We start from the raw sequence: 19,334 nt of genomic DNA, 5'->3' as shown, positions 1-19,334 counted from the left end.
GAGACTTCCCGCTTATTTTCAATATTTTATCAACAAGCAGGAGGATATATTATTTTTATATTAATAAGCTATCCGTTCCTGGCATCTCCGGACGCCAGCCTATAAGTTTGTACCACTCAAAATCACATTATATGGATCGTCGTTCCTTATTGAAAAACCTGGGTCTTGGCGCACTGATCGGTGTACTCCCAGGCACCCGGGCGCTTGCCAGCGTTACAGACAGTATCATCAAACCTAAAAAAAAGGTATTGCGTTTTGCTCATCTGACAGACGTACACCTGGAACCCGAAATGAAAGCGCCCGAAGGACTGGCCAAATGCCTGCATCACATCCAGGCGCAGAAAGACGCGCCTGCGTTCATCATGAATACGGGCGATTGTATCATGGATGCACTGAAGCAACCCAAAGACCGCGTGGAAGTACAGTGGAATCTCTGGCACAATCTGATGAAAAGCGATAACAGCCTGCCCCTGGAATATTGTATTGGTAACCACGACTGCTGGGGCGCCGGACAAACCTCCGATCCGCTTTACGGTAAGAAATATGCGCTGGAAATGATGCGCCTGGAAAAGCCTTACCGCAGCTTCGATAAAGCCGGCTGGCACTTCATCGTACTGGACAGCATCCAGCCTAAAAATGACGGCATCTGGTATACCTGCAAACTAGATGATGAACAATTCGACTGGCTGGAAAAAGACCTTGGGGCCAATACAAAACTGCCCGTTATCATATTCTCCCATGTGCCAATTGTATCGGCAGCAACGGTAGTGGTAGATAATAAATTCAAGGAAGACACTGGTTATCAGCTGGGCCTTGGTTCCATGCATACAGACGCTGCCCGTCTGGTAGCTTTGTTCGATAAGCATCCGAACGTCAAATTGTGTATGAGCGGCCACATTCACCTATACGAACAGGTAATGTACAATGGCGTTACCTACATCAGTAACGGGGCTGTAAGTGGCAACTGGTGGAAAGGCACCAGGTACCGTACCGACAACGGTTATGCTATGGTCAACCTCTACGATGATGGCAGCTTTGAGAATGAGTACGTCCCTTACGGCTGGACCGTCTAAGCTTTACGGCGCTTTTCGTCTGCTTTGTCTTTGGCGTCATACTCATTTTCATCATAACCTTCCAGCGTACTGTTCTTATCGTCATTGAACTCCTTCTTCGGAGCAGCCTTGGCAAGATCTGTAGCGCCGGCGTTCTTACGTTTCACCTGTTTGATCGCCCGCCTTTCATTGATGGATTTCTTGATCGTCATATCAATATGTTTATCCAATGAAATACAAAAATGCTGCCGGGGAAATAATTCCAAAGAGTTGGTGTGCGGAAACTGACTTTATCTTGCGCTAAATAATAAAACTCAAGGGGGGCCTTAGAACCAAAGAGGCTCCCCTTTTGCTTCAACCTGCTGCCTGCCATATTACGCGGGGCATACACTGCGTAAATAATAAGAAAGCGCCTCGTTTTGGTTCGAGACGCCTTCTTTTTTATTCCAGCTTGCCATTTATTCATCCTTCGTCTCCCAATGCCGGGACGTTCATACGCCATTTCAATTCGATTTATATTCCCGTCTTGAACCCGTTCATCCCCGGGGTTTCATTCCGGGGTTAAATCCGTTCATCCCCGGGGTTTCATTCCAGGGGTTAAACCCGTTCATCCCCGGGGTTGAAAACCCCGCGCTACAAACACACAACCCCTAACGGGGTTGATTGGTGTTTTGTTTCCCGGTTTATTGCCGTCCGAAATGAAACGCGCCATACTGGTTGTACCCTCCATTTCCGGGTTATCCCGCCATGAGAAACATGTTTCTATTCGAATTGTATCTTATCCCTGCTTTCCGCGCAATGCCTGAGATACTCGCATTGCCATCTAATCAATCCTGATCCCTTCCTTGATCTCATCATTCGCATGCACAATCACCTTATCGCCCGGCATCAGGCTGCCAAACACTTCCGATGAATCGCTGTGGTGATTCCCCTCCTGCACATCCACCCAATGAGTATGACCATCCCTCACTGCCACTACATACTTCTTTTCTGTGGAAGTGACTATGGCACTACCAGGTACCACCATCGCCTGCACCGAACCGGTAACGGGGATAGTGATCTCCGCATACATGCCTGGTTTTAACAGATGTTGTGTATTCTGTACATCCACTTCCACAGCCTCTGACCTGTAACGGTCATTCAGTGAACCTGCCTGACGGCTGATGGCACCAGCAAATACTTTCCCTGGCAAGGCGTTCACGTGAAAAGATACCTGCCTTGCCGCCGACAGCTGCGCGCTATATACTTCAGGTACCTGCACTACCAGGCGCAGGCGGTCTTCCTGTTCCAGCATAAGCATAGCGCCGCCATCGAGTTTCGTTCCTGGTCCTACCAGGGCCCCGGGATGCACGTTGCGCTCGGTGATCACACCGTCAAAAGGCGCTGTGACTGTCAGATAACTCCTGGTAGCCTCCAGCGCCCGGAAATTTGCCAGCTCGCTGTTCATAATGGCGCTGTCTGCCTCCATACGGGCGTTGGCCACTTCTATATCATGGGCGGATATAGTGCCCGGCGTCTCGCTGACCGCCAGGGTACGTTCGTAGTTGTCTTTAGATGCCGCAAACACTGCCCTCGCCTGCAGGTACTTCGACTGTGCAGCAAAATACTGCTGAATGATCTCCGGCGCATCCAGCGTGATCAGCACCTCCCCTTTGTGGACCACGCTGCCCCTGTCTACCATCACACCTTTTACAAAACCATTCACGCGTGGATAAATACTTACCCGCTGATAGGCCTCTAATACAGCAGGCAATTGTATATCAGACGAAAGTGGTTCGTGAACAACTGTTGCCAGTTCATATTTTTTGTCCTTAGCACTTTTAGCAGCGTCTCTCTTTTGATGGGCCTTTTCAGAACAGGCGCTGAATATGATTGCCAGCAGAGTTATAGAGAACAGATACTTATACGTGTACATGAGTAGTCGCTATTTTAGGTTCCTTTGATTTTTTTTTGGCATCAGTGACGGATCGTCATAAGATGCTTTCCGCTGCATCGCAGCATATACCAGTGGCAGGATGAGCAGGGCCGCCAGTGTCGACGCGATCAAGCCTCCTATCACCGCCCGGCCTAATGGCGCCGTCTGATCGCCTGATTCGCCTAAGCCGGTTGCCATTGGTATCATACCCGCGATCATCGCCAGACTGGTCATCAGGATAGGCCGCAGACGGATACCGGCGCTGGTGATGGCAGCCCTATAAGCATCGCGGTATTCCAGCCGTAGCTTCTCCGCATTCGTCACTATCAGGATCGCATTCGCCACAGATACCCCTGTGGACATGATCATGCCCATGTATGACTGCAGATTCAGTGTTGCACCCGTCAGCAGCAACATGATCAAGGCTCCTGCTATTACTGCAGGCACTGTTACCAGCACCACAAAGCTCAACCTGAACGACTGGTAGTTGGCCGCCAGCAGCAAAAAGATCACCACAACAGCCAGCATCAGACCATTCTGCAAACTGGATAGCGTATCCACCAGCAGGCTTGAACTTCCCTTCAGCTCCACTTTCAACCCTCTCGGCGGCTCTCCCATTTCATCGATGGCCGTTTGCACTGCCTTTGTTGCCGCACCCAGGTCCTTGTGTTTAATATTGGCGCTGACTGTCACAAAACGCCTTGTTCCTGCCCTGTCAAATTCTCCCGGCATCTCGCCATTGGAGAATGTGGCCACATCTCCCAATACAGGCCTTGGCTGGCCTTTCACCAGCGGTATCTCTTTCAGGTCATTAATGGTCTGCATGATATATTCCGGCACCTGTACCTGCACCTGGTAAGTATAAGCCACCTTCTCATCCAGCCATTGATTCTTCTCGGTAAACCGGCTGGAAGATGTCGATGCCGTCACCGAACGGGCCACCTGGTACATATTCAGCCCCATCTGCGCTACCTTAAATCGGTCTATATTGATGTTGATCACCGGGTAATGCAGCGGCTGCGCAATCTGCACATCCCGCAGAAAATCCACGTCCTTCAGTTTATCGACCAACTCCCCCGCATAACCGGCTATCTGCTTCATGTCCTTTCCGGCCACCCTTACCTCAATAGGAGTAGCGGCCCCCTGTGCCATGATCTTTTCTGTCATGTCTACCGGTTCAAAGCTTACACGCATTTCGGGCATTTTAGCCTTAATACGGGCGCGTAACTCATCTTTGAGCTCTTCTATGTCAACTTTGTAATCCTCGTTCAGATTGACCTGTAATACGGCTTCATGCGTGCCTGCATTAAACACGTACAGGTTACTCGTACCATAACTGCTCGGTACCAGTCCCACATATCCGGAACTGATCGCCACATTCCCATTCACCGTACTGTCGATCAGTGCCAGCACCTGGTGTACCTTCTCCTCTGTTCTTTCCAACCTTGTCCCATCGGGTTCTTTCAATCTCAGCTGAAACTGCCCGGTATTGACATGTGGCATCAGGTCCTTCCCGATCATCACAAAGGCGGTTCCCGCAATGCTGAACGCCAGTATTACGTACACGCCTATCACCAGGCGCGATCGTTTGCCCAGCCATTCTAGTAGCGATACAAAACGGTCTTTGAAGCGCTCAAATCCACTCTTCTTTCCATGATGGACCTGATCATGCCGCACCTGTCCGACTTCTTCATCATCCAATGCCAGCCCGTGATTGAACTTGCCTTCCTTCAGCCACCAGTTGGCCAGCACGGGTACCAGCGACTGCGCGGCGAAGTAGGACGCGATCATCGCAAAGCCGATAGACAGGGACAATGGCAGGAACATCGCCTTCGGCACACCTGTCATGATAAATGAAGGCGCAAACACCGCCAGTATACACAACAATATCAGCAGTAAGGGAAACGCGATCTCCTCACTCGCTTCATAAATAGCCTGCCGCTTCGATTTTCCCATTTCAAGATGCTGGTGAATATTCTCTATCGTTACCGTAGCCTGATCTACCAGTACCCCGATAGCCAGTGCCAGCCCGCTCAATGTCATCAGGTTGATGGTCTGCCCTGCCAGCTTTAATCCGAATACCGCCGCCAGAATGGCGATGGGGATGGTGATCACCACCACCAGGCAACTCCGGAGATCCCTCAGGAACAACAACACCATCAACCCTGTGAGTAAAGCACCCAGCAAGCCTTCCGTCATCAGACTTTTTACTGCATTGATCACAAACACGGACTGGTCAAACTCATAGGTCACTTTCACATCTTCCGGTAGAAGGCTCTGCATCTCGGGCAATCTTGCCTTCAGTTCTTTTACTACATCCCAGGTGGAAGCATCCGCAGTTTTTACTACAGGGATGTAAACTGATCGCCGCCCATTCACCAGCGCATAATCTACCGTGATGTCTGCCGCATCCGACACACGCGCCACATCCCTGATAAACACAGTAGCATTGCCATTTGTAGTGATGGGAATATCCCCGAAATCTTTCACTTCTTTCTCCAGCGAGTTGATGGTGGTCACATACATCGTATTATTGATACGGATGTTGCCTGAAGGCGTCATCACATTGTTTTTAGCTATCGCCTCCACCACTTCATCGGCACTCATGTTGTAACTGCGCAAACGGTCAGGGTCCACATTCACGATCACTGAACGTGAGTTCGCGCCAAAAGGCGGCGGCGCCGACAGTCCGGGTACAGAACCGAACATGGGCCTCACACGGGTATTCGCCAGGTCATAGATGTCTTTCAGGGAACGGTTCGGACAACTGAACACCAGCTGTCCCACCGGCAATGAAGAGGCATCATAACGTACCACCTGTGGTGGCAATGCGCCCGGAGGAAAGAACTTCATAGCTCTGTTCACCTGCAGGGCTACCTGCGCCGAAGCCTCCGCCATATTCGTATTTTCATAAAAAGAGAGCTTGATCATGGTAAGCCCCTGTATGTTCTTGCTGCTGATGTTTTTAATGCCGTTCACATACAGGAACTGGTCCTGTAAACGGGTAGCGAAGAATCCTTCCATTTGCTGCGGGGACATACCGCCATAGGGCTCTATGACGTAAATAGTCGGCAGGTTCAGTTTGGGAAAGATGTCTATCGGAATATTCATGACAGCCAATACTGAAAACAGGAACATGCCGAGGGTAAGTACTACCACCGACAACGGCTTTTTCAGTGCGCTTGTGACTAATGACATAATGATATTTTTTTGCTATTACTGCCTGCGGGCAGCCTCCAGCTGCTGCACCAGTTCCTGAATATTGTTAGCGGTGAATGCCTGGGTGAAAAGCGCCTGCCATGCCGCATTTTGCGTCTGTATCAGATCTGTCTCGGCCCTGTTCAGCAGGTACAAGGCATTGGTCACCTCGATGATGTTGGTCAGTCCCCCTTTGTACAATGCCATTTTCTGCAGGGCAGCAGCTCTCGCTGCATTCAGCTGCGCTGGCATTTCCTGCAGCTTATCGAGTGAAGTACTGATATTCAGCCGGGCCTGTTGCAACTGGTTATCCAACACAATTTGTGTCGTCTCCAGCTGTTCGGCAGCGGCTTTGGTATGCAGATGTTGCTCCCTCACTTTATCACGCGTGTGCCCGATATCGGCAAGATTGTAGGTAAACGCCAGTCCAGCCAGATAGTTATAACGACTGTATCCCAACCCACTCCACAGGTTCTTATTATAGATATCGTTGAACTGACCGCTGGAACCGCGCATCCATCCGGAAGCCAGCACGGATATTTTGGGCAATGCAGCTCTGCGGATGACCTGCTCATGCTTCTGCTGTTGCAACAACAGCCCATTATAATACAACAATACAGGATGCGATTTCGCTACTGTTGCCGTATCGTTCAATCCTGTCAGCAACGCCAGCAATCCGTTGTTATAAAGCGTATCCGGCTGAATAGCGCTGGTATCAAGTCCTGTTAGAATACCGAGGTGCAGGCGCACGCTGTTATAACTGTTTTGTATATCGAGGTAGTTCAGTCTTGCTTTGGATAGTTCGGCCGCTGCTATCGAGCTGTCTACACCCGGCTTCAGACCGTGAAGTACAATTGCCGTCACCGCCCTTTGTACAGATCGGGTACGGGCTATATTGTCTGCCTGGATTTTCATCAGTGAACGGTATTGCAATAAGCCCAGATAGTCGCGTACTACCGCCACCATCAGATCATTGGCGGTAATATCTGCATCGAGGTTCAACACCTTCTGCTGCTGGACCGCTTCTTCTTTTTGTGTACGGTAAGCGCCGAAATTGTACACCTCCCATTGCACCTGCGCCAGCGCAATATTGCCACTCATAACGTCGCTACGGTTGGCCCCGCGGATGCCGCCCGATGTGGAAGGGATCGTGCTCAAGGGAAAATAAGAGCCATAGATGCCATTATCTGTACCAACAGTCGCTTCTTCAACCAGCTTTACGGAAGGCCACCAGTTATGACTGATATCTGTTGTATGGGCAACACCGGCCCGCGATAATGTCTGCTTTGCTTTTAATGATGGATAATGTTGAAGGGTCAGGGTAATAGCCTGTTGCAGGGACAAGTCCCCTCCGCCCGACTGTGCACACGCATCACGCGATATGCAGCCAACCAGGCATAATACTATCACCCACAACCCTGCAGCAATTTTTTTATTCATAACTACAGATGTTGAGTTACCGTAAACGGGTGTATACGGCATTAAATAAGATGAATGAAAAAGAGTAGAGAAATCAGGCTACAGGAGGCCCGCGCCAGTCGCTGAGTGTAACTGCGACACTGATATAGGAATTTTTGTATCCGCGGTAAACAACCGGTATATAAACGAAGCACGTTTTAATACGGATACTGGGCACAAACAGGCATAACTCATGATAATCGTTCAATGCCCTGGTACGGTGCTTATATCTCCGGACACTGCTTTTAAAACTAAAAGTATCCGAAAACGAAACATCATTCGATCCCCTGACCTGGTCATTAGATGAATGAGTTACGACATCATGATCATCCGCATGTATGGCAGTCTGTGATCCGGAAGAAATAAATGGAATCCCTTCCTGCAGCAACGGCAGGAATAAGACGCATGAAATATAGAGTAAAAGCCTTTTGAGCTGTTTCAAGTCGAGACCCATTTATACCCGTGCAAGATATTTAAACAAATTTATAATACATTGTCCGCCCGCAGGTTTTAAGCGAATTATAATGTCGGTTTCTGCGTCGCGGTACAGCGCTTGCGTATATTTGCAGTATGAACTGCCTGATAATCGACGACAATAAACTGGCGCGCACCGCAATGAAACAACTCGCCAGTCATGTAGATCAGCTGCGTGTAGCTGGTGAATGCGCCAGCGCATTAGAAGCTTACAACATCCTGCAGAAGGAGAAGATCGATCTGTTGCTCCTGGACATTGAAATGCCCGGTATGAATGGTATCGAACTGACACGTAATATCGGGAAAAAGGGCCCTATTATTATCTTTACCACTGCCAAGAAAGACTATGCAGTAGAGGCCTTTGAACTGCATGTAGCAGATTATCTCATCAAACCTGTCACTCCTGCCCGTTTTCTGCAGGCCATTGAAAGAGCTAAAGAGGTGCAACAGGCCACTTCCCGTGAATTGCACGATACCGACAACGAGTTTGTCTTTATCAGGGACAGCGGTATGCTGAAGCGCATTAAGCTGGATGACATCCTTTACCTGGAAGCAATGGGCGACTATGTCAAACTCCATACCCCTCAGAAATTCCATGCAGTTCATTCTACCCTCAAAGCCATAGAAGAAAGGTTGCCGGATACAAAGTTCATGCGTGTACACCGCTCTTACATTGTTGCCCTGGACAAGATCGACGCTATCCAGGATGGGGCGATCGTGATAGCAAAAAATTCTGTCCCCGTAGCAGATGCTTATCGTGCAGCACTCAACAGCCGCTTGAACTTACTATGATCTCTTTCCCGTATTCCGCTTAGTAGTACAGGAGCTGCTAAGCCGCCGCCTCAGTAACGAAACACGATATTTATTCAGACGCGCAGATGGCGCAGATTTTTCTAAAGCATACCGGATAAATACAAACGGCAGTGATAAGAATTTGCCGGCTTTTTAGATTACATCACAAAGCTAAGTAGAAAAGTCATGCGGAAAATACGCATTTCTGAGTCGCCAAATCCTCCACAATTTATTTATTTCCAATTACTTAAAAGAGTTGCGCCTAAATAACCAGTTAAACGCAATCCGGTTTTTCATTGGGCAACCTGATCCCGTCTTGATACCGCTTTGATACCGCTAATCCTACGTTAATCTTACGTTCATGAACGTAGGATTAACGTAGGATTAGCGGTATCAAAGCGGTATCAAAGCGATACTAAAACCAGTGATTCATAAGCATGTCTCAGTCAAAAAACAGGGGTAAGATTCGGTCAACCTGGCGTCAACCCAGGCTCATCCTCCCTTAATCTTCCGTTCCGGAACGGAAGATTAAGGGAGGATGAGCCTGGGTTGACCGAACATCGACTATATCTCAAGTACATGAAAGGCACTTGATCCACTCCGGTACCAATCCGGTACCAACGGTGTACCAATGGCCTCATCTTATGTTCATCTTACGTTCAAGACGTAGGATGAACATAAGTTAAAGCTATTGGTACACCGTTGGTACCGGATTGGTAAGCCATTGGTAGGGAATGTCAATCGAACAAAAAAGCATACAGCATTAAGTGTCTCAGTATACAAAACTTTACAGTTTTATTTACACGTTCAGAATTGACTTTACAAATGAGTATAATTTCACTGTGCACTTTACAGGTGTGCCAAATAAGCTTTACAATGTCTCACCACCGAAAGCTTTACAATAGTCTGCAGGAGGAAATTTTCCCTCCATTATTCCCGGAGGCAAATATTCCAGCAGGACCCGCATAAGTAGCACCGGTTTCAGATGGGAATGGCGGGCCTTCGGCTCTCCGGCGATACGACCGGTGCAGTCAGATCGATATCCCAGCTTCTATTCGCTTGACAACGCCCAATAGCATTCCAGAGAGGCGCCGACCGACATCCCATACTGAAACCGAAGCTACTTAGCGTGAATAATTAACAACATCCAGGTACTGAAACTGAAGCTACTTAGCGTGAATAATCAACAACAGCCAGGTACTGAAACCGAAGCTACTTAGCGTAAATTAGCAGCAACGCCCAAGACCAAAGCTATTTAGCCTGTTGCAGATACGCCGCCAAGCGGTTCACAGCCGCCGCCGCAATAGCGATCTGCTCGTCCGCTTCCTGCCATCTCCTCTGCTCGATCGCCTCACGGATACCTGGTAATGTCTTCACGCCATAACCCGTATAAAATCCGGGAGCATACACTGTATGCTTATACCACGCCCTGTTCGGCAACCCTTTATCATACAGCAGTTGCTGTTCCGCCTGATAAAGCGTCTTATTCAAACTATCTGCTTTTGCAGCAGGAAGGGGCGTTTTTGTTCTCGCCTCCTGCAATTGCTGCGTAGCCTTATCCAAAGCTACCACTGCATTCTGCAGTTTAGCGAAATCAAGATACGGCACCTCCGATTTTACACCCGGGGCCTTGATAGGCTTACTGGCATCACCTGCCAGCTGATAAGCATTATTGTTGATGATCTGGTTCTCCACGGCGGTAGATTCCCTCATCTGCTCTGCCAGTGAGATCAGTTCCGTCGTATATCCGTTGATAGTTTTGGAAAGACTGCGGAAGTCAAATGGCAATACATCAGCATCTGCCAGTCGCAGGGCCGCATGACCGCCAAACTTGGACAATGCTACCCCATATTCAAAACCGGGATCTTTAAAACGGGAATAGTTCTCGTATGTGTCGTAGATGGAATGATATTCCCCGCCAGCGCCTTCCCCACCAAAACCGACGTTCAGGGAAGGAATGCCAAGGTGTTGCAGGAACGAAGAATAGTCCGAACCTGAACCCAGCGCGCTGATAGTCATGTCTTTCTTTGCCAGCAAGTCCTTTTTAGCTTTTATAGTCGCCGCAGATACGATATCGGCCGCCTGCTTTCTTTCGAAGACAGATACTTTGGTCTGCGGATCGGTAATGCCCTTGGCAATTTCCCCCGCAAACGGTTCCAGTGCATGTGAACCACCTATACCAAGGAACCCACGGCTATTGCCATCTGAATTGATATAAGCCACTGCTTTTTGTTGTAGTTCAGCCGCATGTGTTTCCACCCATTCCGTAGAACCCAGCAATCCGGGCTCCTCACCATCCCAGGCAGCATACACCAGTGTCCTTTTTGGCTTATAACCTTTCTTCGCCAGTATACCGATGGCTTTGGCCTCTTCCAGCAGCGCAGCCAGTCCGCTGACAGGGTCAGCAGCGCCATACACCCAGGCATCATGGTGGTTACCTCTGATGACCCACTGGTCAGGCAGCTGACTTCCTTTCATAAAGGCAATGACGTTATAAGCAGGCACCATCTTCCAGTCAAATTCCAGTTTCAGGTGCACTTTGGTCTTGCCCGGCCCGATATGATAGGTAAACGGCAGGGCGCCTCTCCAATTCTCAGGCGCTACAGGGCCCTCCAATGCTGCCAGTAAAGGCGCTGCATCGTGATAGCTGATCGGTAATACGGGGATCTTCAACAAATTGGTAGCTTCAGCGCGTTCCAGCCTTTTCGCATTTTCCGTCGCACCTACGCCCGGCGTGAGCGGATCGCCGGGATAGATCACCATATCCATAACAGAGCCTCTTTGCACCCCGTATTCGCTTTTATAGGGCCCTTTCGGATACACATCCCCCTGGTAGTAGCCGTCATCTTTAGGGTCGGAATAGATAAGGGTCCCGATAGCGCCATGTTCCTGCGCTACTTTCGGCTTGATGCCTCTCCAGGAACGGCCATATTTCGCGATCACGATCTTACCCTTTACGCTGATGCCCAGCCTTTCCAGGTATTCATAGTCCTCCGGCAGGCCATAATTGACAAACACCAGCTCTCCCGTCACATCGCCATCGGCGCTCCAGGCATTGTAAGTAGCCAGTTCATCCGGCTGACCAGTACTGGGATCTTCCTTAAGAGCAGGTTCTTTGAGTACAGCCTTATAGTTCTCCGGGTAACCAGCCTCCAGCACCCGGGTTTTAGGCGTGGGAAAAAGCACCTGGTAGGTCTCTATCCTGGCATCCCAGCCATAACTTTTGAATTGCTGCAGGATATTCTCTGCCACCCACTTATCCCTCGGCATACCTAGGTAGTGTTGCTGTGCAGACAGCGTCTTGATATTGTTCCCAATAGCAGCGGCACTCAGTTCCTTGTCGAAATTAGCTTCGAGCTGTTGATGCTGTTGGGCGTGCTCACCATAGAAACCACTCAGTTTCTGCTGGGCATATGCGCCTTGCAGCGTCAGAATGAGGGCAATACCGGAAGTGATCTTCTTTGAATTCATGCAAAATGAGGGTTTATTTTGGTTGATATTACTATTGACTGTATGATACCTGCATAAAACGGGTGCAAGTCAAGCCCGTACTAATGATGTATCTGCTCTCTTGATGGCGGTGGCGAACAAATATAATATATCCCGTCGACAGTTGTTCCTTTTCCAACGACGGCTGATGCCTGTTAAACAATTTGCGCCCCACCCCCCTTCACATGCCATGTATCTTTGAGTCAACAAATCAATACAACAGTTGAATAAAGCAACTGGGCAAAAAAGAAAGCATAAACGAAAGCAGACAATCTGTTAAACAAATTAATCATCAAATAAAAACAAAAGTCATGAAAAAGCTAGGAACACTGATGGCCGCTGCCCTGATATTCGCAGGTACCGCCACTTTCGCTGCTGCTCCTGTACATACAGCTAAAGCAGCAACTGCCAAAACCACAACTGTAAATGCCAAACAACAGGAGAAACCTAAAGCTACGACTACCCCACAGGCGCACAAAGCTCACAAGAAACATCATGTGAAGAAAGCTGCTAAATAAAGGATCAATAGATTATGCGGTTCAGGAGGTGCTGAAAGAACATAATATCGAAATATAACAAGCAAAGTACAAAACGGACAGCACACAAACAGCAGGCACCAAATGAACGCATAAATGGCCATGAAGAGCGATGAAGAGCATGTGGACGATAGGCTTGTCTAAATAAGATTTGGGTTTATCAACAATGAATGACGGGTGACGAATAGAAAGTATTCGTGATTCGTCATTCGTGTTGCCGGAGGTAAGGACCTGATAGTGCCAGAAACAAAATTCCGGAAAAAAGAGAGACAGCCCGCTATCTGCACCTGGAACAACAATCGCATGGAACCACTGCAGACAAAAACCATTACAGACATAACGAAATACATTCGTAATTTTAAACCAAATATTCTCCGAAAAAATGCAGCCGAAGCTGATCAAATATTACCTGCTAGGCCTGTTCATACTGGGACTGGTACTATTCATCGTGCTGCAATTTAACTCAGCTCAGAATATACGTAAACTTATTTCCGGCAACGAAAAACTGCTCGACGAACTGAATGTCAAAAATGAACTGCAAAAGCTGCAAACCAGTATAGCCAAAACAGATAGTAAAGTACGTGGCGCAGTGATCTCTCAGGATACACTGAATATCACCGGTATAGAAGCAGAAGTGGCCCTGATCAAAGCGGATCTCCGGGAAATTAATAAGCTCATAAGCAACGATAGTACAGAGAAATTACTGACCCAGCTCAATTATCTCGTAGAAGAAAAGAATCAGCTGAACATCGCCATACTCGACACCTTTTACACGAAAGGTAAATGGCCCGCAGAGAGGATCATCAACGCACAGAAGGGAAAACGTTTGGGTGACGCCATCACCCTGATCCTTCATGCGCTCGACAGCACCCGGCAAACAGAAGTCAATCACACGACGCACATGATCGATACCAGCGGACAAAAAGCCCTGAACTGGGGAACGATCATGCTGTTCTTCGCCTGCCTCTCCAGCCTCTTATCGTTTCTATATATCACCAGCAGGATCTACAAGCAGGAACACCTGATCGACGCACTCGACAGATCGCGGCAGAAAGAAAAGAAGCTGACAGTCGTCAAAGATCAGTTCCTGGCCAATATGAGCCATGAAATAAGAACGCCTATGAATGCGGTACTGGGCTTCACTCACCTGCTGCAACAGCAGCCGATGAATGAAAAGTCCAAAGAGTACGTCAGTGCCATACAGCACGCCGGGGAGAATCTGCTGGATATCATCAACGATATACTCGACATCTCTAAAATAGAGTCAGGCATGATGCGGCTCGAACCCGTATCCTTCAGTTTACGCGGTATGCTGCATTCCCTGGAACTGATGTTCCAACCCAAAGCGCTGGAAAAGAAACTGGAATTATCCTTCAGTATAGATGCTGCCGTACCTGACATTCTCTTCGGAGATGTCATGCGCCTGACACAGGTGCTCGTGAACCTGATCAACAACGCAATTAAATTTACGCCTCAGGGCAAAGTAGAGGTGGAGGTAAGCAAGGTAGCAGCAGACAATGGGGTAAGACTGTTATTCACCGTCAGCGATACGGGCATCGGTATCTCCGCCGATAAGCTGTCTTCTATCTTCGACCGGTTCAACCAGGCAGAAGCCGACATTACGCGTAAATTCGGCGGAACAGGCCTGGGACTGACCATCGTAAGACAACTGGTGGAATTACAACACGGCAGCATCACCGTTGAAAGTGAGCCGGGGAATGGCAGCACATTTAAAGTGGAACTGCCTTACACATTAGGAGAACTATTACCCGACAGCGGCGAGAACTATAATTATTCGCAGGACAATTTTGCCCTGCCACAGCAGCCTGATATACGGTTGCTGGTAGCGGAGGATAATAAGATGAACCAGAACCTGCTGCGCCACTTACTGGGCAACCGGCAGTTGCATTATCAGTTGGTGAATAACGGTCAGGAAGCATTATCTGCCCTTTCCAGGCAGCATTTTGACTTGGTGCTGATGGACCTTCAGATGCCGGAGATGGACGGTTATACGGCCACTAGAAAGATAAGAGAGGAATTGCAATCTAATATTCCCATTATCGCTATGACTGCCCACGCCATGTTGGGAGAAAGGGAAAAATGCCTGCAGGCGGGCATGAATGAATATCTGGCAAAACCTATACGTGAAGGAGAACTTTACCGTATGATACAGGTCTTTACCGGTAAGAGCAGCACGCCGGAATTATATGCGCGTCATAATGGACATAACACTTTCAACAATGGTAACAGCAACGGTCAAACGGTAGAACAGGAAACGCCGCTGATACAGCTGGAATACCTGCACCAGCTATCGATGGGCGATAAAGTATTCGAACAGAACATGCTGCAGCAGTTCGTTACACAGTTGCCCGACGACCTTTCACAGCTTAAAAAAGCGATCGATGAGGGATCGGTAACCGCTATACGTAGCACGGCTCATAATCTCAAAACGACTATATCTTTTATAGGATTGGAAACAAGGTTATACCCTATACTGGAAACGCTTGAAAAGCTGGATGACAAATACGATGAAGCCTTCGTGACAGCGCAATATAATGCACTTAAAACCTTGTGTATAAAAGCCTTAGAAGAGACACTGAAACTGCTCTTATAACCCGGCCTTCACCTTTGCCTTTTTCAACGACAGTTAACCCCTTTTCACCGAAACCGCCGGTTTAGCCGCCAATTGCGGCCGTACCTTTACATCAGCAATTAGAAATAATTCATCTCTCTATCAAAAAAACTATTATCATGAACATCAAGAAAAGTCTTATTGTAGCTGCAGTATTTATGAGCGTTAGTGCTGTAGTTTTCGCGCAGGCACCTGCACAGAAACCTGCTAAGAAAGAAAAGGCAAAGACAGAAAAACCTGCTGCTGACACAGCTAAAGCTCACAAAGGGCATAAAAAAGTAGCTCCTAAAGCTCAATAGTCTTCATGCGCAAACGAAAGAGATTTTTAAAAGGGGCTGGCCTTCGGGTCAGCTCTTTTTTTAGTACAAAGTCTTATCCCCTTTTATCTGCCAGTCCTTAAACACGCCTAAAGCAGCCTCAGACGGAAAAGCAATAAACGGGATCTTCTTATGTTCATGTGGCACCCCGATCTCCTGGTAAATGAACGAGTCATCAAAATCAATCGCGGCTGCATCGTCTTTGGTATTGGCAAAATAAACGCGTTGCGGCCTGGCCCAGTAAATAGCGCCCAGGCACATAGGGCAAGGTTCACAGGAAGTATAGATCTCACAGTCATGCAGCTGGAAAGTGCCTAAACGGGTGCAGGCATCCCGGATGGCCATTACTTCGGCGTGGGCGGTAGGATCATTGTGGGATAATACCTGGTTCCAGCCCCGGCCAACGATCTCTTCCCCCCTCACCACGATCGCCCCGAAAGGGCCGCCTTCTCCGTTCTCCATGCCCTGCCGGGAAAGATCTACTGCTATCTGCATAAACCGCTTTTCTCGTTCTCCGATCATAAGATACTTGTCGTTTGATGTATTTAAACAATCCGCTGACGGTATTGGTACCCAACGGAATGAATTCCTGACTTCGTTCCCAAAAATACGCAAAAATGACGCGCCTCCCTTACAGCATAAAAAAACCCGGATAAAGAATTATCCGGGTATTCGTAACTGTATATCGTCGTATTTGAATATAAGATGTTTCTATGCGCTTATGCATTCACGGTATGATGATTGTTATTGTTCCTGACAACCACAACTCCATCAAATACATCTATCAATACCGGTTTGCTTTTATCAATATCTCCTGCCAGGATCTTTTTACTCAGCAGGTTGATGATCTCTTTCTGTATTAATCGTTTCAGCGGTCTTGCCCCGAATTGCGGGTCGTAACCCTGGGTGGCAAGATACTCCATCGCATAATCAGAGAATTCCAATATCATGCCATTTTGTGCAACCAGGTCCTTTAACTGCTGTAACTGGATGTTAATTATTCCCTTAATTTCTTTACGCAATAATGGCTGGAACATAATCACCTCGTCTATGCGGTTGAGGAATTCCGGCCGGATAGTCTCTTTCAAAAGCCCCATCACCTCCGCCTTGGTAGCATCCACGACATCCTCACGGTTCTTTTCATCTATCCTTTCAAAATTCTCCTGGATAATCTGGCTACCCATGTTGCTGGTCATAATGATAATGGTGTTCTTGAAGTTCACCACGCGGCCTTTATTGTCTGTCAGGCGCCCGTCGTCCAGTACCTGTAACAGAATGTTAAAAGTATCCGGATGCGCTTTTTCTATCTCATCCAGCAGCACCACGGAATAAGGTTTACGCCTTACTGCTTCGGTCAGCTGTCCGCCTTCATCATAACCTACATATCCGGGAGGTGCACCTATCAGACGGCTCACGGCATGTTTCTCCTGGTATTCGCTCATATCGATGCGCGTCATCATAGAATCGTCGTCAAACAGGTATTCTGCCAGTGCCTTTGCCAGTTCGGTTTTACCAACACCGGTGGTACCCAGGAATATGAAGGAACCGATCGGACGTTTAGGGTCCTGTAAACCGGCCCGGCTTCTGCGGATAGCATCAGATACAGCGATAATCGCTTCTTCCTGTCCTACCACTCTCCTATGCAGTTCGTCTTCCAGGCGAAGCAGTTTATCTCTTTCGCTCTGCATCATTCTTGATACCGGGATACCGGTTGCCTTGGCAACGTTTTCCGCAATATCTTCCGCGTCTACCTCTTCTTTCAGCAACCTTTTATGGTCGGATGATATGATATTCAGTTCCGCTGTGTAACGGGTGATCAATTCTTCCTGTTCTTTGACCTTTCCGTAGCGGATCTCTGCCACCCTGCCATATTCCCCGTTACGTTCAGCCTGTTCAGCTTCCAGTTTCAGGTTTTCTATGGCACCTTTGGCATTCTGCAGTTTATCTACAATTTCCTTTTCCGCCTGCCATTTCGCTTTAAATGTGCTGCGCTGTTCACCCAGCCGGGCTATCTCTTCATTCAGTTCGCGCAGTTTGTCTTCGTCATTCTCGCGTTTAATCGCCTCTCTTTCTATTTCCAACTGTCTGATACGCCGTTCCAGTTCGTCCAGTTCTTCCGGCATCGAGTTCATTTCCAGGCGGAGTTTGGCCGCGCTTTCATCTATCAGGTCGATGGCCTTATCGGGCAGGAAACGGTCGGTAATGTAGCGGTTTGACAATTCCACCGCTGCAATGATCGCTTCGTCTTTTATCAGTACATGGTGATGGCTTTCATAACGCTCCTTCAGACCGCGGAGGATGGATATAGCATCTTCCACGGTAGGCTCGTCTACCATTACCTTCTGGAAACGGCGTTCCAGTGCTTTGTCCTTCTCAAAATATTTCTGGTATTCATTCAGCGTAGTAGCACCGATGGCACGGAGCTCACCACGGGCCAGGGCTGGCTTCAGTATGTTGGCAGCGTCCATAGCGCCTTCCATGGCACCTGCACCAACCAGCGTATGGATCTCGTCTATGAAGAGGATCAGTTGTCCCTCACTTTCAGTCACTTCCTTGATCACCGCTTTCAGTCTTTCTTCGAATTCCCCCCTGTACTTCGCACCTGCCATTAATGCACCCATGTCCAGTGCATAGATGGTCTTGCTTTTCAGGTTCTCAGGAACGTCTCCGTTAATGATACGGTGTGCCAGTCCTTCCACGATAGCCGTTTTACCCACACCTGGTTCACCTACAAGGATCGGGTTGTTTTTGGAACGGCGGGAAAGGATATGCAGCGTTCTCCGGATCTCCTCATCGCGGCCGATCACAGGGTCCAGTTTACCGGCCCTAGCCAGCTCGTTGAGGTTCTTAGCATACTTCTGCAGGGAATTGTATTGGGTATCAGCTGTTTGCGAGTTCACTGTGCTACCCTTGCGTAGTTCAAGGATGGCGGCCTTTAATCCTTTTTCGGCGAGACCGGCATCTTTCAGCAGTTTGGCAGTATCATCGCTACCACCGAGTAAGCCCAGCAGCAGGTGTTCTACACTGACAAATTCATCCTTAAATTCCTTGATACTGGCGCCAGCTCTCAGCATGGCATTGTTGGCATCGCGGCTGAGTACCTGTCCGCCTTCGCCCCCGGAAACGCGGGCATATTTCTTTATTTGGTCATCCAGTCTTGACGACAGGAAGTTAGTGTTTACATTGTTTTTCTTTAAAAGATAGTCTATAGCACTCTCCTGATCATCGAGCAGGGCCTTCAGCAAATGCCCCGTCTCAATGGCCTGTTGTTGTCCATTAAAGGCTAATTGCTGCGCCTGTTGCAGTATCTCCTGTGATTTAATTGTGAAGTTATTCAAATTCATAACAGTTAGTTTTCTCCTTTTAACGCCTATCTATAAAACGTCTTTATGAGAACAACAAAACCTGCTCCAAGGTTAACAAAGGGGGCAATTTGGCAGAAATACCGGTACCGGACTGCTCTTTTTACAG

General features: G+C 48.3%; 12 protein-coding genes. 5 read left to right on the top strand and 7 right to left on the bottom strand.

The genetic code is table 11. The features are described 5' to 3' along the window. The first annotated feature begins 131 nt into the window (after positions 1-131). Positions 132-1,073, top strand: coding sequence for a metallophosphoesterase family protein (locus L3C95_RS23360; RefSeq protein ID WP_236391213.1), 942 nt, complete (start codon positions 132-134; stop codon positions 1,071-1,073). Here the strand turns inward: L3C95_RS23360 and L3C95_RS23355 are convergent. The 4 genes from L3C95_RS23355 to L3C95_RS23340 all read right to left on the bottom strand — a co-directional run bounded on the left by L3C95_RS23355 (position 1,070) and on the right by L3C95_RS23340 (position 7,605). Continuing rightward, positions 1,070-1,264: a hypothetical protein gene (locus L3C95_RS23355; protein ID WP_236391211.1), complete on the bottom strand. Its 195-nt coding sequence runs from the start codon at positions 1,262-1,264 to the stop codon at positions 1,070-1,072. The two genes, L3C95_RS23360 and L3C95_RS23355, sit on opposite strands and share 4 nt — an antisense overlap. Positions 1,265-1,875: 611 nt before the next feature. Next, on the bottom strand, positions 1,876-2,967 hold the full coding sequence (locus L3C95_RS23350; RefSeq protein WP_236391209.1) for an efflux RND transporter periplasmic adaptor subunit: 1,092 nt from the start codon (positions 2,965-2,967) through the stop codon (positions 1,876-1,878). Positions 2,968-2,976: 9 nt separating this feature from the next. Next, entirely contained in the window at positions 2,977-6,165 is a 3,189-nt protein-coding gene (locus L3C95_RS23345; RefSeq protein WP_236391207.1) for an efflux RND transporter permease subunit, read from the bottom strand. Positions 6,166-6,183: 18 nt separating this feature from the next. Then, positions 6,184-7,605, bottom strand: a complete 1,422-nt coding sequence (locus tag L3C95_RS23340; RefSeq protein WP_236391205.1) for a TolC family protein — start codon at positions 7,603-7,605, stop codon at positions 6,184-6,186. Between the two features lie 588 nt (positions 7,606-8,193). On the opposite strand from L3C95_RS23340, the gene L3C95_RS23335 reads away from it, so the two are divergent. After that, a complete protein-coding gene (locus tag L3C95_RS23335) occupies positions 8,194-8,889 on the top strand; it encodes a LytR/AlgR family response regulator transcription factor (RefSeq protein ID WP_236391203.1) in 696 nt (231 codons plus the stop codon). Between the two features lie 1,251 nt (positions 8,890-10,140). Here the strand turns inward: L3C95_RS23335 and L3C95_RS23330 are convergent. Next, positions 10,141-12,360, bottom strand: a complete 2,220-nt coding sequence (locus L3C95_RS23330) for a transferrin receptor-like dimerization domain-containing protein (RefSeq protein ID WP_236391201.1) — start codon at positions 12,358-12,360, stop codon at positions 10,141-10,143. Between the two features lie 329 nt (positions 12,361-12,689). Between L3C95_RS23330 and L3C95_RS23325 the strand changes: the two genes are divergently transcribed. The 3 genes from L3C95_RS23325 (at position 12,690) to L3C95_RS23315 (ending at position 15,845) form a co-directional block, all read left to right on the top strand. After that, entirely contained in the window at positions 12,690-12,896 is a 207-nt protein-coding gene (locus L3C95_RS23325) for a hypothetical protein (protein WP_236391199.1), read from the top strand. A gap of 400 nt (positions 12,897-13,296) precedes the next feature. After that, positions 13,297-15,528 carry an ATP-binding protein gene (locus tag L3C95_RS23320; RefSeq protein WP_236391197.1) on the top strand — a complete coding sequence of 744 codons (2,232 nt, stop codon included), beginning with the start codon at positions 13,297-13,299 and terminating at the stop codon, positions 15,526-15,528. A gap of 137 nt (positions 15,529-15,665) precedes the next feature. Beyond that, positions 15,666-15,845, top strand: coding sequence for a hypothetical protein (locus L3C95_RS23315; RefSeq protein WP_236391195.1), 180 nt, complete (start codon positions 15,666-15,668; stop codon positions 15,843-15,845). A gap of 60 nt (positions 15,846-15,905) precedes the next feature. Here L3C95_RS23315 and L3C95_RS23310 read toward each other — a convergent pair whose 3' ends face one another. Both L3C95_RS23310 and clpB read right to left on the bottom strand, forming a co-directional pair. Further along, entirely contained in the window at positions 15,906-16,385 is a 480-nt protein-coding gene (locus L3C95_RS23310; RefSeq protein WP_236391193.1) for a nucleoside deaminase, read from the bottom strand. 197 nt (positions 16,386-16,582) lie between these two features. Beyond that, positions 16,583-19,207, bottom strand: coding sequence for an ATP-dependent chaperone ClpB (gene clpB / locus L3C95_RS23305; protein WP_236391191.1), 2,625 nt, complete (start codon positions 19,205-19,207; stop codon positions 16,583-16,585). Positions 19,208-19,334 lie beyond the last annotated feature (127 nt).

The sequence above is a fragment of the Chitinophaga filiformis genome (assembly GCF_021646545.1).
GTDB lineage: Bacteria > Bacteroidota > Bacteroidia > Chitinophagales > Chitinophagaceae > Chitinophaga > Chitinophaga filiformis_A.
This window is presented reverse-complemented; position numbering and strand designations above follow the sequence as displayed.

Bases quoted from the DNA above. Each gene is read 5' to 3' on its own strand.
- L3C95_RS23360 (WP_236391213.1), top strand. From the start codon at position 132: ATGGATCGTCGTTCCTTATTGAAAAACCTGGGTCTTGGCGCACTGATC.
- L3C95_RS23355 (WP_236391211.1), bottom strand. From the start codon at position 1,264: ATGACGATCAAGAAATCCATCAATGAAAGGCGGGCGATCAAACAGGTG.
- L3C95_RS23350 (WP_236391209.1), bottom strand. From the start codon at position 2,967: ATGTACACGTATAAGTATCTGTTCTCTATAACTCTGCTGGCAATCATA.
- L3C95_RS23345 (WP_236391207.1), bottom strand. From the start codon at position 6,165: ATGTCATTAGTCACAAGCGCACTGAAAAAGCCGTTGTCGGTGGTAGTA.
- L3C95_RS23340 (WP_236391205.1), bottom strand. From the start codon at position 7,605: ATGAATAAAAAAATTGCTGCAGGGTTGTGGGTGATAGTATTATGCCTG.
- L3C95_RS23335 (WP_236391203.1), top strand. From the start codon at position 8,194: ATGAACTGCCTGATAATCGACGACAATAAACTGGCGCGCACCGCAATG.
- L3C95_RS23330 (WP_236391201.1), bottom strand. From the start codon at position 12,360: ATGAATTCAAAGAAGATCACTTCCGGTATTGCCCTCATTCTGACGCTG.
- L3C95_RS23325 (WP_236391199.1), top strand. From the start codon at position 12,690: ATGAAAAAGCTAGGAACACTGATGGCCGCTGCCCTGATATTCGCAGGT.
- L3C95_RS23320 (WP_236391197.1), top strand. From the start codon at position 13,297: ATGCAGCCGAAGCTGATCAAATATTACCTGCTAGGCCTGTTCATACTG.
- L3C95_RS23315 (WP_236391195.1), top strand. From the start codon at position 15,666: ATGAACATCAAGAAAAGTCTTATTGTAGCTGCAGTATTTATGAGCGTT.
- L3C95_RS23310 (WP_236391193.1), bottom strand. From the start codon at position 16,385: ATGATCGGAGAACGAGAAAAGCGGTTTATGCAGATAGCAGTAGATCTT.
- clpB (WP_236391191.1), bottom strand. From the start codon at position 19,207: ATGAATTTGAATAACTTCACAATTAAATCACAGGAGATACTGCAACAG.